Annotated in this window: 12 protein-coding genes; 10 read left to right on the forward strand and 2 right to left on the reverse strand. The window is 74.4% G+C overall.

Annotated elements, in window-relative coordinates; genetic code table 11:
- The first annotated feature begins 50 nt into the window (after positions 1-50).
- From QOZ89_RS15015 to QOZ89_RS15030, 4 genes are all read left to right on the forward strand, one after another.
- Positions 51-1,352, forward strand: coding sequence for a ComEA family DNA-binding protein (locus QOZ89_RS15015; protein ID WP_312624059.1), 1,302 nt, complete (start codon positions 51-53; stop codon positions 1,350-1,352).
- A 53-nt stretch (positions 1,353-1,405) separates the two neighbouring features.
- Positions 1,406-3,958, forward strand: a complete 2,553-nt coding sequence (locus tag QOZ89_RS15020; protein ID WP_312624060.1) for a ComEC/Rec2 family competence protein — start codon at positions 1,406-1,408, stop codon at positions 3,956-3,958.
- Between the two features lie 263 nt (positions 3,959-4,221).
- On the forward strand, positions 4,222-5,220 hold the full coding sequence (gene holA / locus QOZ89_RS15025) for a DNA polymerase III subunit delta (protein ID WP_071047282.1): 999 nt from the start codon (positions 4,222-4,224) through the stop codon (positions 5,218-5,220).
- Positions 5,217-5,591, forward strand: coding sequence for a hypothetical protein (locus tag QOZ89_RS15030; RefSeq protein WP_071047283.1), 375 nt, complete (start codon positions 5,217-5,219; stop codon positions 5,589-5,591). Before holA ends, QOZ89_RS15030 begins: the two co-directional genes overlap by 4 nt.
- Before the next feature lie 349 nt (positions 5,592-5,940).
- On the opposite strand, the gene lepA is transcribed toward QOZ89_RS15030, so the two are convergent.
- Complete coding sequence (gene lepA / locus QOZ89_RS15035) at positions 5,941-7,785, reverse strand: translation elongation factor 4 (RefSeq protein ID WP_071047284.1); 1,845 nt, start codon at positions 7,783-7,785, stop codon at positions 5,941-5,943.
- Between the two features lie 533 nt (positions 7,786-8,318).
- On the opposite strand from lepA, the gene rpsT reads away from it, so the two are divergent.
- The gene (gene rpsT, locus QOZ89_RS15040) at positions 8,319-8,588 is read left to right on the forward strand and encodes a 30S ribosomal protein S20 (protein ID WP_071047285.1); all 270 of its coding nucleotides are present in this window, start codon (positions 8,319-8,321) and stop codon (positions 8,586-8,588) included.
- A gap of 151 nt (positions 8,589-8,739) precedes the next feature.
- On the opposite strand, the gene QOZ89_RS15045 is transcribed toward rpsT, so the two are convergent.
- Positions 8,740-8,934 (reverse strand): hypothetical protein, encoded by a 195-nt coding sequence (locus QOZ89_RS15045; protein WP_071047286.1) that lies wholly within the window; start codon positions 8,932-8,934, stop codon positions 8,740-8,742.
- Positions 8,935-9,146: 212 nt separating this feature from the next.
- Between QOZ89_RS15045 and hemW the strand changes: the two genes are divergently transcribed.
- The 5 genes from hemW (at position 9,147) to QOZ89_RS15070 (ending at position 15,102) form a co-directional block, all read left to right on the forward strand.
- Positions 9,147-10,448, forward strand: coding sequence for a radical SAM family heme chaperone HemW (gene hemW / locus QOZ89_RS15050; RefSeq protein WP_312624061.1), 1,302 nt, complete (start codon positions 9,147-9,149; stop codon positions 10,446-10,448).
- Between the two features lie 379 nt (positions 10,449-10,827).
- Entirely contained in the window at positions 10,828-11,847 is a 1,020-nt protein-coding gene (gene hrcA / locus QOZ89_RS15055; protein WP_071047308.1) for a heat-inducible transcriptional repressor HrcA, read from the forward strand.
- A gap of 136 nt (positions 11,848-11,983) precedes the next feature.
- The gene (gene dnaJ / locus QOZ89_RS15060) at positions 11,984-13,123 is read left to right on the forward strand and encodes a molecular chaperone DnaJ (RefSeq protein ID WP_071047288.1); all 1,140 of its coding nucleotides are present in this window, start codon (positions 11,984-11,986) and stop codon (positions 13,121-13,123) included.
- The gene (locus QOZ89_RS15065) at positions 13,120-13,872 is read left to right on the forward strand and encodes a 16S rRNA (uracil(1498)-N(3))-methyltransferase (protein ID WP_312624062.1); all 753 of its coding nucleotides are present in this window, start codon (positions 13,120-13,122) and stop codon (positions 13,870-13,872) included. The genes dnaJ and QOZ89_RS15065 overlap by 4 nt, the downstream gene beginning before the upstream one ends.
- Positions 13,873-14,028: 156 nt before the next feature.
- Complete coding sequence (locus tag QOZ89_RS15070) at positions 14,029-15,102, forward strand: PhoH family protein (RefSeq protein WP_071047309.1); 1,074 nt, start codon at positions 14,029-14,031, stop codon at positions 15,100-15,102.
- The last annotated feature ends 28 nt before the right edge of the window (positions 15,103-15,130 follow it).

Here is a 15,130-nt window from a genome sequence, read left to right on the forward strand (position 1 = left end):
GGCTCGCTGACCGGCCCGCGGCGGCGTCGCGCCGGCCTACGGTCCGGCCCATGACCGATCAGCATCTCGACCGCCCTGACCGCGCCGGTCGCGCCGCCGCGACCGACCCCAGGCGCGGTCTGATCGACACCTCCGCCGACCGGACGTCGCCCGGTCGCGCCCACCTGCCAGACCTCTCCGAGCTTTCCCTCGACGCCCTCCCGGCCCGCCCCGGCCCGCTCCTAGCCGGCCCCGGAGAGGATGAGGAATCGGCGGCGTGGGCCGCGCCTGACCCGGGCTTCCTGCCCGGCGAAGGCGCTCCACCCGGCCGGGACCCGGCGGATCGGGGTGGGGGTCCGGCGGGCTGGGCTGCCTCCGAGCGGGTGGTCCCCCCGGATGTCGCCGCCCTGCTCGGCCTGCGTTCGGTGGACTCAGGACTCGGCGCGGCGCGGCGCGAGTCCCACCCGGCGGACGATCATGACTGGGAGGGCGACGGCCCGGCGAGTGCGCGACCGTGGGAGGACGGCGGGGCGCCGCTCGGCGGGCCCGACGACGCGTACCTGAGCACGCTGGACCGCGGCGTCCCGTTCGAGCGGGAGCCCGAGCCCGAGCCGCCGGGCCGCCGGCGGGGGCGTGAGCTCGGTGCCAAGCTGCCGGCGGTGCTGCGGGGCGCCGTGTTCGACCCGGCGGCCCGCGGCGCGATGGTGCTCGCGCTCGTCGCCCTGGTGGCCGCGGCCGTCGCCGCATTCTTCGCCTGGCATGGCCGGCCGGTCCGGATCGACACCGCTGCCGGCGGGGGGACGGCGCGCCCGACGGCCGGGACGGGCGCTCTCCCCGGCGGCGCCACGTGGGCCGGCACGGCGTCCGCCGCGGCGAGCGCGTCCGGCGGGGCGAGCCAGAGCCCCACCCCGGCCGCCGAGGTGGTCGTCGACGTCGCCGGCCTGGTGCGCGAGCCCGGGGTGGTACGCCTGCCGGCCGGGGCACGGGTCATCGACGCGATCGAACGGGCCGGAGGAGTGCTGCCGGGTACCGACACCACCGGTCTCGCGCTCGCCCGCCAGCTCGTCGACGGCGAGCAGATCCTCGTCGACGGCAAACCGGGCCGCGCGCCCGCGGGGCCGACGGCTGAGGCGGGGACTGGCGGCGCCGGTGGCGGGCCAGGCGGGGGATCGGGAAAGGCGGGGCCCATCCACCTGAACACGGCGACGGTCGAGCAGCTGGACACGCTGCCCGGCATCGGCCCGGTGCTCGCCGAGCGGATCGTGCGGTACCGGGAGGAGAACGGTCCATTCGCCTCGCCGGACCAGCTCGCCGAGGTCCCCGGTGTCGGGGACCAGCGCCTGGCCGAACTGCTCCCGCTGATCGCGCTGTGAGCGGGCGGCCCAACCGGAAGCCGGCGGGCCAGGCGGTGGCATCGGATCACGGGGTGCCCGGCGGCGGACCCGCGGCGAGTGGCGATGGGCCCGTCGAGGCGGAGCGCCCGCCGCTGGATCTGCGGCTCGCGGTGCCGGCCGTGGCCGTGTGGGGCGGGGCGGCGCTCGCGGGGCGATGGGGGCCATCGGCCGCGGTCCTGATCGCGGCGGCGGTGGTCGGCGGGATCGCGCCGCTGGTCGGCGGGGCGCTGCTGGTCGCCGAGCGAGGCCGGTCTGGGGCGGGCCGCCGGGCGTGGCTGGCCGTGGCCGTGGCCGCGGTGGCGGGGCTCGCGGCGGGTGTGTTCGTGGCCGGGGCCGGCGGCCAGGACGGCCGGTCCGGAATGCTCGCCCAGCTGGCCGCCGCGCGGGCGACGGTCGGCGTCGAACTCGTCGTCACCGATGACCCGCGCCCCATCGGAGGCGGTCTCGCCGGCCCGGCCGGCGGTCCCGGCAATGTCGCCGTCCCCGCGCGGCTCGTCGAGCTGGCCACCAGCCAGCGCGCCGCCGGGACGCGCGTGGCGGCGTCCAGCGCCGCCCCGGCGCGCGCAACTGCTGGCGCCACGGCGAACACCGCCGCGAACGCCGCCGGTGCTGCCATCGGCACGGCGTCCGGCGGTCTGGTCGCGCGGCTGGACGTACCGGTCCTGGTCCTGGCACCGGGGGACGGCTGGTCGGGGCTGCTGCCGAGTACCAGGGTGGCTGTCGACGCGCGACTCGAGCCGCCGCGGCCGGGCGACCAGGTCGGCGCCGTTCTGTTCGTCCGCGGCCCGCCGAGACCCGTGGCCGGGCCGGTCTGGTACCAGCGGGCCGCGGGCCGGCTGCGTGCCGACCTGCGCGCCGCCGCCGGTGTCCTGCCACAGCCCGCCCGCGGGCTCTTCCCCGGGCTGGTCGACGGCGACGTCAGCGGGCTGGATCCGGGCCTGCGCGCCGACTTCCGCGCCGCCGGGCTCACCCACCTCACCGCCGTCAGCGGCGGAAACGTCGTGATCCTCACCGGCGCGCTGCTGGCGGCCCTGCGGCGAACCCGCATCGGCGTGCGGTCCAGGGCGCTGTGGGCCGCCGCGACGATCGTCGGGTTCGTCGTCATCGCCCGGCCGTCCGCGAGCGTGCTGCGGGCCGGCGCGATGGGGCTGCTCGCGGCGGTGGCGACCGGCACCGGGCGTCGCGCCTCGGTGCTGCCCGCGCTGTCGGCCACGGTCGCCGTGCTGGTGCTGGCCTACCCGCGGCTCGCGCTCTCGGCCGGGTTCGCGCTGTCGGTGCTGGCCACCGCCGGCATCGTCATCGTCGCGCCCGGCTGGCGTGACCGGCTCGCCCGGCGGCTGCCACCCCGACTGCACTGGCTCGCGGACGGCGCCGCGGTGGCGGCGGCGGCACAGCTGGCCTGCACGCCGGTGATCGCCTGGATCGGGGGCGGCGTCAGCCTGGTGGCGATCCCGGCGAACGTCGCGGCGGCGGTCGCGGTCGCCCCGGTCACCGTGCTCGGCGTCGTCGCGCTGGCCGTGGGGCCCGTCAGCGGCGGGCTCGCCCGGCTGGCCGCCTGGCTCGCGGGCTGGCCGTGTCGGTGGCTCGTCCTGGTCGCGCGGACGGCGGCGGACGTGCCCGGCGCGACCGTGCGCTGGCCCGGCGGCCCGCTCGGAGCGCTCGCCGCGCTCGCGGCCCTGCCGGCGGCGCTCGCGACGCTGCGCCGGCCGCGAGGGCGGCGGGTGTGCGCCGCCGCGGCGGCCGGGCTGCTGCTCGCCCGGTGCGTCCTGGTCGGCCGGCTCGCCGGCTGGCCACCGCCCGGCTGGCTGCTCGTCGCCTGCGACGTCGGCCAGGGAGACGCCCTCGTGCTCGCCGCCGGGCCGGGCGCCGGCGTGTTGATCGACGCCGGGCCGGACCCGGGCGCACTCACCGCCTGCCTCGACGACCTGGGGATCCGCCGGCTGCCCGTCGTGTTGCTCACCCACCTGCACGCCGACCATGTCGACGGGCTCTCGTCCGTGCTCGGGCACCTGCCGGTCGGCGAGGTCCTCGTCGGGCCGTTACACGAGCCGGCCGATCGGTGGGCGGCGCTGCGGGCCGAGGCGGAGGCAGCCGGCGTACCGCTCGTCGAGTCCGGCGCCGGGGCCAGTCGCGCGGTAGGGCCGGTCACCGTCCAGGTGATCGGGCCGGTGCGTCCCCTGCGCGGCACCGACAGCGACCCGAACAACAACTCCCTGGTCGCCGTCGCCCGCGCCGGCGGGCTGACGATCCTGCTCGCCGGCGACGCGGAACACGCGGAGCAGCGCCAGCTGCTGACCGCCGGGGCGGTCGCCGCCGCCGCGCCCCGCATCGACGTCCTCAAGGTCGCCCACCACGGCTCCGCCAGCCAGGAAGCCGGCCTGCTCGGCGCCTCCGGCGCCCGGACCGCGCTGATCAGCGTCGGCGCCGGCAACCAGTACGGCCATCCGGCGCCCGTCACCCTCGCCGCGCTGACCGCCGCCGGGATCCCCTACGCCCGCACCGACACGGATGGTGCCACCGCCGTCGTCGCCGCCCCCGCCGGCGTCCCCGCCCTGGTCGCCCGCCGCCAGCACCGTGACGCCTGATCGCCTGACCGCCTCCGGGCGCGCGAGGCTCCGCCATCGTCGCGCGCCCTTTGGCTGTGACAGCTCTGGTGGCCTCCGGGCGCGCGAGGCTCCGCCATCGTCGCGCGCCCTTTGGCTGTGACAGCTCTGGTGGCCTCCGGGCGCGCGAGGCTCCGCCATCGTCGCGCGCCCTTTGGCCGGGCCGGCTGATGGCGACGCCCACGACGCGAACGGAACGACCGGCGCGCGGCGGGCGTGATCGGCCGGACCGGCCGCGGTGTGCCATGCTCGGTGCCGTGCCGCCGACCGTCCCGCCGCTCGTCCTCGTCCAGGGAGACGAGGAGCTACTGGTCGCCCGGGCCGTGCGCGAGACGCTCGCCGCCGCCCGCGCCGCCGACCCGGAGCTGGAGGTGACCGACCGGGCGGCGGGCGAGTTCACCGAGTCCGACGTCGTCGACCTCGGCGCGTCCTCGCTGTTCGGCGGGCTGCGCGCCGTGGTCGTCCGCGCCGCCCAGGAACTCACCGACGAGCTGCGCGACGCGCTGATCGCCTACATCGCCCACCCGATGGACGACGTCATCCTCGTTGTCGTTCACAACGGCGCGGTCCGCAACCGTAAGATCGCCGACGCGATGAAGGCCGCGGGCGCCAGGATGATCGCGGTTTCGAAGATCACGCGGCCCCGGGAGCGGCACGACTTCGTCGTCGCCGAGGTGCGCCGCGCCGGCGGGAAGATCGCCGACGCCGCGGTCACCGCACTGCTCGACGCGGTCGGCAGCGACCTGCGCGAGATCGCGGCCGTCTGCGAGCAGCTGGTCGCCGACACCGACGGCCCGATCGACGAGGCCGCCGTCCACCGCTTCCACCGCGGCCGCGCCGAGGCCAGCGGCTTCGCCGTCGCCGACGCCGCCGTCGCCGGCGACCTGGCCGGCGCGCTCACTCTGCTGCGCCAGGCGCTCGAGACGGGGACCGCGGCGGTGCTCATCAGCAGCGCGGTCACGGGCGGCCTGCGCGACCTCACCAGGGTCGCGGGCGCCGGCGGCGGCTCTAAGTTCGACCTCGCCCGCGCGCTCGGCATGCCGGACTGGAAGGTCGAGCGCGCCCAGCGCACCGCCCGCGCCTGGTCGGACGAAGGCCTGGCCCGCGCCCTGCGTGCCGCCGCCACCGCCGACGCCGGCGTCAAGGGCGGCGCCGCCGACCCCGCCTACGCGCTGGAGACACTCATCCACACCGTCGTCGAAGCCCGCGGACGCCGCGGCCGTGCCAGCGCGGGTGCCCGATGACCGGCCGCCACGAGGCGGGCCGTCCCGGGCCCGGCCGGGAGGCCGGTCACCCGGCCCCCTCCGCCGACCGCCCGGTCTCCGCCGACCGCCCGAGCGCCACGGGCGCGAACGGCGCCGGTCCGAGCGACATCGGTCCGAGCGACATCGGCCCGGCCAGGGACGGCGAGGCGGGGCGGGAGCAGACCGGGTTCGGCTTCCGGATTCTGCCCGCCGGCTGGATGCGCGGCCTGCTGTTCACGGTGACGGCGGTCCTGACCGTCGTGATCGCGCTCTCGGACCTGACCAGCGCCTGGGTCCTGCTCGCTCTGCCGCTCGTCGTCGTGATCGCCGTCGCCTACCTCGAGACCCTCGACCGCATCACCCGCCCCTGACCGCCCCGCCGCCCGGCCGCGATCGGTGGATCTCTCCACCCAACTCACACAACCCAGCCACCGTCGGTGACGGCGCATCGGCGCAGCGCCCGGGGTCCCTGCCGGATCGGCGGAGCCGATCTGGGAGGTCTGCCAGCCACGTCCTCAGCCCGGTCCAAGCCCTACCACCGCCATATGCCAGGGCCTGGCACCACGCGAGGAGCAGGGTCCCTGCCGGATCGGCGGAGCTTGCGTAGCCGATCTGGGAGGTCAGGCTCAGCGCCCGACACGGGGCGAGCGCGTCCAGCGCCTCGCCCCGACAGGCCGTGCCCGGCGCCCGGGCGCTCCGCGCCCGGGCCGCGGGACGGCCTCAGCCGGAGCGGTTGCTCTTGGAGGCGTCGTTGGAGAGGGCGGCGATGAAGGCCTCTTGCGGGACCTCGACCCGGCCGATGGTCTTCATCCGCTTCTTGCCCTCCTTCTGCTTCTCCAGCAGCTTGCGCTTACGGGTGATGTCACCGCCGTAGCACTTGGCGAGCACGTCCTTGCGGATCGCGCGGATGTTCTCCCTGGCGATGATCCGGCTGCCGATGGCGGCTTGGATCGGCACCTCGAACTGCTGGCGCGGGATCAGCTCGCGCAGCTTACCGGTCATCGAGACGCCGTAGGCGTAGGCCTTGTCCTTGTGCACGATCGCCGAGAAGGCGTCGACCGTCTCGCCCTGCAACAAGATGTCGACCTTCACCAGGTCGGACTGCGACTCGCCGGCCGGGTCGTAGTCCAGGCTCGCGTAGCCGCGGGTGCGCGACTTCAGCGCGTCGAAGAAGTCGAAGATGATCTCGCCGAGCGGCATCGTGTACTTGAGCTCGACCCGGTCGGCCGCCAGGTAGTCCATGCCCTTGAGCACGCCGCGCCGCGACTGGCACAGCTCCATCACCGCGCCGACGAAGTCCGTCGGCAGCAGCACCATCGCGTCCACCACCGGCTCGTACACCTCGGCGATCTTGCCGGTCGGCCAGTCGCTCGGGTTGGTGACGGTGTGCTCGGCGAGGTCCTCCATCACCACCCGGTACACGACGTTCGGCGCGGTGGAGATGAGCGTCAGGCCGAACTCACGCTCCAGCCGCTCGCGGACGATCTCCAGGTGCAGCAGGCCGAGGAAGCCGCAGCGGAAGCCGAACCCGAGCGCGGCCGACGTCTCCGGCTCGTAGGTGAGCGCCGCGTCGTTGAGCTGCAGCTTGTCCAGCGCCTCGCGCAGCGCCGGGTACTCGCTGCCGTCGATCGGGTAGAGCCCCGAGTAGACCATGGGCAGCGGGTCGCGGTAGCCGCCGAGCATCTCGGTCGCGGGGCGGCGGGCCGAGGTCATCGTGTCGCCGACCCTGGCCTGCCGGACGTCCTTGACCCCGGGGATGACATAGCCGACCTCGCCGGCCGACAGCGACCCGGTCACCACCGGCTCCGGCGAGATGACGCCGACCTCGAGGGTGTCGTGGGCCGCCCCGGTGGACATCATCAGGCAGCGGTCGCGGGTGGTGATCGAGCCGTCGATCACCCGGACGTAGGTGATGACGCCCCGGTAGATGTCGTAGACGCTGTCGAAGATCATCGCGCGCGCTGGGGCGTTCGGGTCGCCCGAGGGCGGGGGGACCCGCCGCACGACCTCGTTGAGCAGCTCGGGGACGCCCACACCCGTCTTGCCGGAGACCCGCAGCACGTCGGTCGGCTCGCAGCCGATGATGTTCGCGATCTCCTCGGCGTACTTCTCCGGCTGTGCCGCCGGCAGGTCGATCTTGTTGAGGACCGGGATGATCGTCAGGTCGTTCTCGATCGCCAGGTACAGGTTCGCCAACGTCTGCGCCTCGATGCCCTGGGCCGCGTCGACCAGCAGGACGGCGCCCTCGCAGGCGGCGAGTGACCGGCTGACCTCGTAGGTGAAGTCGACGTGCCCGGGGGTGTCGATGAGGTGCAGGACGTAGTCCCTGCCGTCGTCGGCCTTCCAGGGGAGGCGGACGTTCTGCGCCTTGATCGTGATTCCGCGCTCGCGCTCGATGTCCATCCGGTCGAGGTACTGGGCGCGCATGTTGCGCGCCTCGACCACGCCGGTCACGCCGAGCATGCGGTCGGCGAGGGTCGACTTGCCGTGGTCGATGTGCGCGATGATGCAGAAGTTGCGGATCAACGCCTGGTCGGCACCGGGCGCCTGCGGGGCTGAGGACACGCGGGCAGGTCTCGTTTCTGGATGGGCACGCCGACGGTTCGGGTGGGCGGGTCCGGCCCACGGCCCCGCCCCGCCGGCCGGCGGCGCCGGACGGTGGTCCGCCCGCGCAAGGTGCGGGCTCCTCTCCATCGTGCCAGGATCCCGGGCAAGGCTGGACCGCGCGCCACGCATGGCGTGGCCGGCGACACCTCCACGACACCCCGGCGGCCCTCCGGCGGCACGGGTAAAGGATCGTCATGCCCTGTCGACGTCAGCCCGGCATAACTGTTGGTCCTAGGTGCGGTAAGGTTGACCGCGCTGCATCGGGTCCACCGTGCGCCGCGCGAGCAGACACAGCACGGCTGACGTGGTGGGGCGATCGTGGCGGACGGGCGGTCGGCTGACCTGTGGTTAGCTGACGGCGCTTCAGGCCGCCATGGTCCGGCCCCGACCCGCGGTACACGGCTCACGGGCGCCCGCCCGCGGGCACGGCACCCTGGATGCGGCACCCAGACCGAAGATCTAGTCCCGACTCGACGACGAGGTTTCTCCGCGTGGCCAACATCAAGTCGCAGATCAAGCGTATTCGCACCAACGAGCAGGCGCGGCTGCGCAACAAGGCCGTGAAGTCCGAACTGAAGACCGTGGTGCGCCGTTTCCGTGAGGCCGCCGACGCCGGTGACGTCGAGACCGCTACCGAGTCGCTGAAGATCGCCTCTCGCAAGCTCGACAAGGCCGTCAGCAGGGGCGTCATCCACGCCAACCAGGCCGCCAACCGCAAGTCGGCGATGGCCAAGCAGCACGCGAGCCTCACCAGCTCCTGAACCGGCTCCCATACCGGAAGTCGGCGAAAAGCCGGGACGCATCCGCGTCCCGGCTTTTGCTGTGCCCGCGGTTGGTGCTGTGGCCGCGGTTGGTGCTGTGCGCCGCTTCGCAATCGCCCTGGGCGAGCCGTCCGCGTCGCGCTGGCGTTGGTTAGAGCTCGGCCACCGGCGACGCGAGGGGGGCGGGGACGGCCAGCGGGAGCCGGATGGGCTGGGTGACCGGCTCCTCGGCCCAGGGGTAGGAGACGGCGCCGGAGCGGTACTCGGTAGTCCGCGGCGGCAGCAGCGCCAGGCCCTCCTCCAACAGGTCCGCCTCGATGGGGAGATCCATGACGTCTTCGTCCATATGTCCGATCCTTCCGCACAGATCGCGACAAAGCCACGACGACACGCCCATCATGGCTGCAACGCACGCCAACCGCGGGTAAACATTCGGCGATGGGGTGGCGGGCTCACGCCCGCGCCAGTCGGTAAGACCACGCGGAACCTACAGGAACCGTGCCTATTACGTGGATTGGGGAAGCGGGACACCCCGGCGGCGGGCGCACACTGGAGGACATGTCCGCCAAGCCGCCCGAGGGCCAGACCCCACCGGCCGACGGGACGCTGCCGGCCGCGGCGCTCGCAGAGCTCCCTCGGCATGCGTTCGGGATCTACATCCACGTGCCGTACTGCGCGACCCGCTGCGGATACTGCGACTTCAACACCTACACCGCGGCCGAGCTCGGCGGTGGCGCGAGCGCCGCGACCTTCGCCACCACCGCGTCCGCCGAGATCCGGTTGGCCGCACAGCGGCTCGGCCCCGACGCGCCGGCGGTGGACACGGTGTTCTTCGGCGGCGGGACCCCGACGCTGCTGCCCCCGGCGGACCTCGCCGCGCTGGTCTGCGCCGTCGACGACGCGTTCGGCATGCGCCCCGGCGCCGAGGTCACGACCGAGGCCAACCCCGAGTCGGTCGACGCGGCCGCGCTGGAGCAGCTGCGCGCCGCGGGCCTCACCCGGATCTCGTTCGGGATGCAGAGCGCCCGGCCGCACGTGCTCGCCACCCTCGACCGCCAGCACACCCCCGGCCGGCTGCCCGACGTCGTCGGCTGGGCGCGCAAGGCCGGCTTCGAGCAGGTCAGCGTCGACCTGATCTACGGCGCGCCGGGGGAGTCGGAACGGGACTGGGCGGCGAGCCTCGCGGCGGCGGTCGAGCTCACCCCCGATCATGTCAGCGCCTACGCGCTCACCGTCGAGGAAGGCACGAAGCTCGCCCGCCGCGTCCGTCGCGGCGAGCTGCTCGAGCCCGACGACGACCTGCTCGCCGACCGCTACATCCAGGCGGACGAGACCCTCCAGGCCGCCGGCCTCGCCGCCTACGAGGTGAGCAACTGGGCCAGCGGGCCGGACGCCTGGTGCCGGCACAACCTGGGCTACTGGCGCGGCGCGACCTGGTGGGGGATCGGCCCGGGGGCGCACAGCCACGTCGGCGGCGTGCGCTGGTGGAACGTCCGTCACCCGACCGAGTACACCCAGCGCCTGCGCGCGGGCCAGAGCCCCGCCCAGGCCCGCGAGACCGTCTCCCCGGGCGACCGCCACGTCGAGCGGGTGATGCTCGGGGTGCGCCTGGCCGAGGGCCTGCCGGTCGGGGGGGGGGGCCCCCCCGGGCCCCCCCGCCGCGGGGGGCCGGGGGGCGCCCCCCCCGGCCGTCGACGGCCTGGTCGCCTCCGGCCTGGTCGACCCCGCGGGCCTCGCCGCCGGCCGGATCAGCCTGACCAGGCAGGGCCGGCTGCTGACCGACACCGTCGTACGCGCCCTCCTGCCCGATCTCTGACAGGCGCGGCTGCTGCCGCGCGCCAGCCGCCGGTTGCCGGTTAGACTTGGCACTCACGGCGATGGAGTGCCAGGTGGGTCGAGGTCAAATGGGTTGATCTGGCCACTCGTCGGGCCCGACATGCGCACCATGGACTATGCGAACAAAGACGGCGCGGACGACCAGGGTGCGCAGCGGCGCGGTCACCGGTCCCGGCGGGCATCGTCCCGCCGGCCACTGGCCGGCCCGGGTGGGGCTCGCGAGGCCGCGCCGCGTCGTCGCCGTCAGCCGGCCGGTGGCTGGCCGTGGCTCGACGGCGGAGGGGGCGCGTTGATCCCGCGCTCCGGCCGCCATGGCACCGGAGGCGGCCAGGGCCGCCGTGGCCCGGCGGATCTCGCCGGGTACATGGTGTCCGGTCCGGTGGTCACCGAGGGGGTGCGTGACGTGCTCGAGGAACGCCGCCTGGAAGTGCTGCGGGCGATCGTCGAGGACTTCGTGATCGGCAACGAGCCGGTCGGCTCCAAGGCACTCGCTGAGCGGCACGCGCTCGGGGTCTCACCGGCTACTGTCCGTAACGACATGGCCGCCCTCGAGGAGGACGGCTACATCACCCAGCCGCACACCAGCGCGGGCCGCATCCCGACGGACAAGGGCTACCGGCTGTTCGTCGACCGGCTCTCCGGCGTCAGGCCGCTGTCGCGGGCGGAGCGGCGGGCCATCCAGAGCTTCCTCGAGGGCGCGGTCGACCTTGACGACGTGGTGCGCCGCTCGGTCCGGCTGCTCGCCCAGCTGACCCGGCAGGTCGCCGTCGTGCAGTACCCGTCGCTGACCACCAGCCGGGTACGCCACATCGAGGTTGTCCAGATCAGCCCCGGCCGGCTGCTGATCGTCCTGATCACCGACGCGGCCCGGGTGGAGCAGCGGGTCGTCGACGTCGCCGAGCCGATCGACGAGGACACGGTCGCCGAGCTGCGCACCGTGCTCAACCGCGCACTCGGCGGACGCCGGCTCGCTGACGCCGCCGAGGCCGCCGCCGTCCTGCCGGACGAGGCGGGCCCGGGCCTTCGCACGCAGCTCACGGCACTCGCCACGGTCCTCATCGAGACGCTGGTCGAGCGGCAGGAGGAGCGGATCGCGCTCGCGGGAACGGCGAACCTGACCCGTTCGGCGCTGGACTTCTCCGACTCGCTGCGGGCGATCCTCGAGGCGCTCGAGGAGCAGGTCGTCCTGCTCAAGCTGATCGGCTGGGCTCGCGAGCCAGGTACCGTTACGGTACGCATCGGCCGTGAAACCGATGTTGACGCGCTGCGGTCCACCGCCGTCGTCGCGACCGGCTACGGCCGTGGCGCGGCGGCGCTCGGCGGCATGGGGGTGGTCGGTCCGATGCGGATGGACTACCCGGGGACAATGTCGGCGGTCTGGGCCGTTGCCAACTATGTGGGTGAACTCCTGGGTGCCGACTAGCGGGTCAGCGGGGGTGCGAGAATGATCTTCCTTCGCACGCCTGGCCGGGGTTCCTGCCGGATCGCGAAGCGATCTGGGAGGTCCGGTTGTCACCGGGATCGCGAAAGGGTCGTGACTTCTAGCGGTGGGCTTCTAAATGGCAGTGGACTACTACGCGGTGCTGGGCGTCTCCCGTGAGGCGACCGGGGACGAGATCAAGCGGGCGTACCGCAAGCTCGCCCGGGAGCTCCATCCCGACATCAACCCGGACCCGGAAGCGCAGCAGCGGTTCAAGACCGTGACCGCCGCGTACGAGGTGCTCTCCGACCCGGAGAAGCGCCAGATCGTCGACCTCGGCGGCGACCCGCTCGCCCCGGGCGGCGGCGCCGGAGCCGGCTCGCCGTTCGGCCCAGGGTTCGGCGGCCTCGGCGACATCATGGACGCCTTCTTCGGGGGCGGCGCGAGCCGCGGGCCGCGCTCCCGAGTCCGCCGCGGCAACGACGCGCTGCTGCGGATCGACCTGGACCTCGCCGAGACCGCGTTCGGGACCAACCGCGACATCATGGTCGACACCGCGGTCGTCTGCGAGGTCTGCATCGGCTCCGGCGCCGCCCCCGGCACCGCGCCGATCACCTGCCAGACCTGCGGTGGACGGGGCGAGATCCAGCAGGTCACCCGCTCGTTCCTCGGGCAGATGGTGACCTCGCGGCCGTGCACGCGCTGCTCGGGGACGGGCACCGTCATCGAGCACCCCTGCCGCGAATGCGCCGGCGACGGGCGGGTGCGCAAGCGCCGCACCCTCACCGTCAAGATCCCGGCCGGCATCGGGGACGGCATGCGCATCCGCCTGTCCGGCGAGGGGGAGGTCGGCCCCGGCGGCGGCCCGGCGGGTGACCTCTACGTCGAGGTCTCCGAGCGGGTGCACCCGGTCTTCACCCGGGAGGGCGACGACCTGCACTGCGAGCTGCGGCTGCCGATGACCGCCGCGGCGCTCGGCACGTCTGCGACGATCGAGACGCTGGACGGCACCGAGACGATCACCTTCAAGGCGGGCACCCAGCCTGGCGAGGTGGTCCGGCTGTCCGGGCGGGGCGTGCCACACCTGCGCGGTGTCGGCCGCGGCCACCTGCACGTCCACGTCCTGGTCGAGACGCCGATCAAGCTCGACGCCGAGCAGGAGCGGCTGATGCGCGAGCTGTCCCGGCTGCGCGCCGAGGAGCAGCCGACGGTCGTCAGCGCCGCCACGGCGCCCACGGGCCTGTTCAACCGCCGCCGCGGCGGCCGCCGCAAGACTTGACGACCACCCCGGTCTTCCACCTGGCGTCGCTGCCCGCCGTCGACGTGCTCACGCTCGATGGACCGGAGGGGCGGCACGCGGCGACGGTTCGGCGGCTGCGGGTGGGGGAGCGGCTCGACGTCACCGACGGCGCGGGCGGCCTGGCGCATTGCGAGGTCGCCGCCGTCCGCCGGGACGAGCTCGACTGCCGGGTGCTGGGCCGGGCGCACGTTCCCGAGCCGACGCCCCGGATCGTCGTGGTCCAGGCCCTGGCCAAGGGAGAGCGCGGCGAGCTCGCCGTCGAGATGCTCACCGAGGCGGGCGTGGACGAGATCGTGCCCTGGCCGGCGGCCCGTAGCGTCGTGCGCTGGGAGGGCGAGCGCGGCGCGCGCGCGAGGGCACGCTGGGTGGCCACCGCCGCCGAGGCGGCCAAGCAGTCCCGCCGGGCACGCTGGCCGGTCGTCGCCGAGCCCGCCCGCACCACCACCGTGCGCGACCGGCTCGCCACCGCCGGCCTCGCCCTGGTGCTACACGAGACGGCGACGGTTCCGCTGGCCGCCCTGCCCGGCCGGCACGAGCCGTGGCCGCCCCGCGGCGAGATCGTGCTGGTCGTCGGGCCCGAGGGCGGGATCGCCGACGAGGAGCTCGCCGTCTTCGAGAAGGCCGGCGCGACGGCCGTGCGGCTCGGCCCGACCGTGCTGCGCACGTCGACGGCCGGCGTCGCCGCCGCCGCCGTGCTGCTCGCGGCCACCGGTCGCTGGGACGGCTAGACTCGACCTGGAAGTTCGTAACGTGTTGTCCGTGCGCGCCTCGAGACCGAGACACGCGCCATGTGAGTACTACACAGCCAGTCCTACGCAGCCAGCCCCGCGCCCGACGAGACGCATGACCGACGAGAGGTGTCCCGGCCCGCCGTGGCCGTCCTCATGCCCGAATCCGCCACCACCACCGGCGCCACGTCGCAGAGCGCCCAGACGGTCACCCGCTTCGTGGTGCCCGGCCCGCACAACATGGTCAGCCTGCTGGGCCACCAGGACGAGCTCCTGCGGGTCATCGAGCAGGCCCTCCATTCCGACATCCACGTCCGCGGCAACGAGATCACCATCACCGGGGAGCGGGCGGAGAACGACCTCGCCGTCCGCCTGTTCACCGAGCTGTCCGCGCTGCTGGACGCCGGCACGGTGCTCACCGCCCAGCACATCGACCACTCCCTGGCGATGCTGCGCAGCGGCGACGAGCGCCCGGCCGAGGTGCTGACCCTCAACATCCTGTCCAGCCGCGGCCGGACGATCCGCCCGAAGACGCTGAACCAGAAGCGCTACGTGGACGCGATCGACGCGCACACGGTCGTGTTCGGCATCGGCCCGGCGGGCACCGGCAAGACGTACCTGGCGATGGCCAAGGCGGTGCAGTACCTGCAGGCCAAGAAGGTCAACCGGATCATCCTGACCCGGCCGGCCGTCGAGGCGGGGGAGCGGCTCGGCTTCCTGCCGGGCACCCTCTACGAGAAGATCGACCCGTACCTGCGCCCGCTCTACGACGCGCTGCACGACATGGTCGACCCCGACTCGATCCCCCGGCTGATCCAGAGCGGCACGATCGAGGTCGCGCCACTGGCCTACATGCGCGGCCGGACGCTCAACGACGCGTTCATCCTCCTCGACGAGGCGCAGAACACCTCGCCCGAGCAGATGAAGATGTTCCTGACGCGGCTCGGCTTCGGCGCCAAGATCGTCGTCACGGGCGACATCACCCAGGTCGACCTGCCGTCGGGCACCCGCAGCGGGCTGCGCGTCGTCCGGGAGATCCTCGACGGCATCGAGGACGTGCACTTCGCGAACCTGACCAGCACCGACGTGGTCCGCCACCGGCTCGTCAGCGAGATCGTCGACGCGTACTCGCGCTGGGACGCGGCCGGCGGCGGCGAGGCTCCGGTGGCGCCACCCGGTTCCCCGCGCCCTCGCCCCACGGCCAGGGCCGCCCGCGGGGACCGCCGGTGACGGCGGCCGCCGGTGGTACCGGCGGCGC

The organism is Pseudofrankia coriaricola (assembly GCF_032027725.1).
Taxonomy (GTDB): domain Bacteria; phylum Actinomycetota; class Actinomycetes; order Frankiales; family Frankiaceae; genus Pseudofrankia.

What these genes read in the sequence shown, in the direction of transcription:
- QOZ89_RS15015 (WP_312624059.1), top strand. Translation starts at nt 51, where the DNA reads ATGACCGATCAGCATCTCGACCGCCCTGACCGCGCCGGTCGCGCCGCC.
- holA (WP_071047282.1), top strand. Translation starts at nt 4,222, where the DNA reads ATGCTCGGTGCCGTGCCGCCGACCGTCCCGCCGCTCGTCCTCGTCCAG.
- QOZ89_RS15030 (WP_071047283.1), top strand. Translation starts at nt 5,217, where the DNA reads ATGACCGGCCGCCACGAGGCGGGCCGTCCCGGGCCCGGCCGGGAGGCC.
- QOZ89_RS15045 (WP_071047286.1), bottom strand. Translation starts at nt 8,934, where the DNA reads ATGGACGAAGACGTCATGGATCTCCCCATCGAGGCGGACCTGTTGGAG.
- hemW (WP_312624061.1), top strand. Translation starts at nt 9,147, where the DNA reads ATGTCCGCCAAGCCGCCCGAGGGCCAGACCCCACCGGCCGACGGGACG.
- dnaJ (WP_071047288.1), top strand. Translation starts at nt 11,984, where the DNA reads ATGGCAGTGGACTACTACGCGGTGCTGGGCGTCTCCCGTGAGGCGACC.
- QOZ89_RS15070 (WP_071047309.1), top strand. Translation starts at nt 14,029, where the DNA reads ATGCCCGAATCCGCCACCACCACCGGCGCCACGTCGCAGAGCGCCCAG.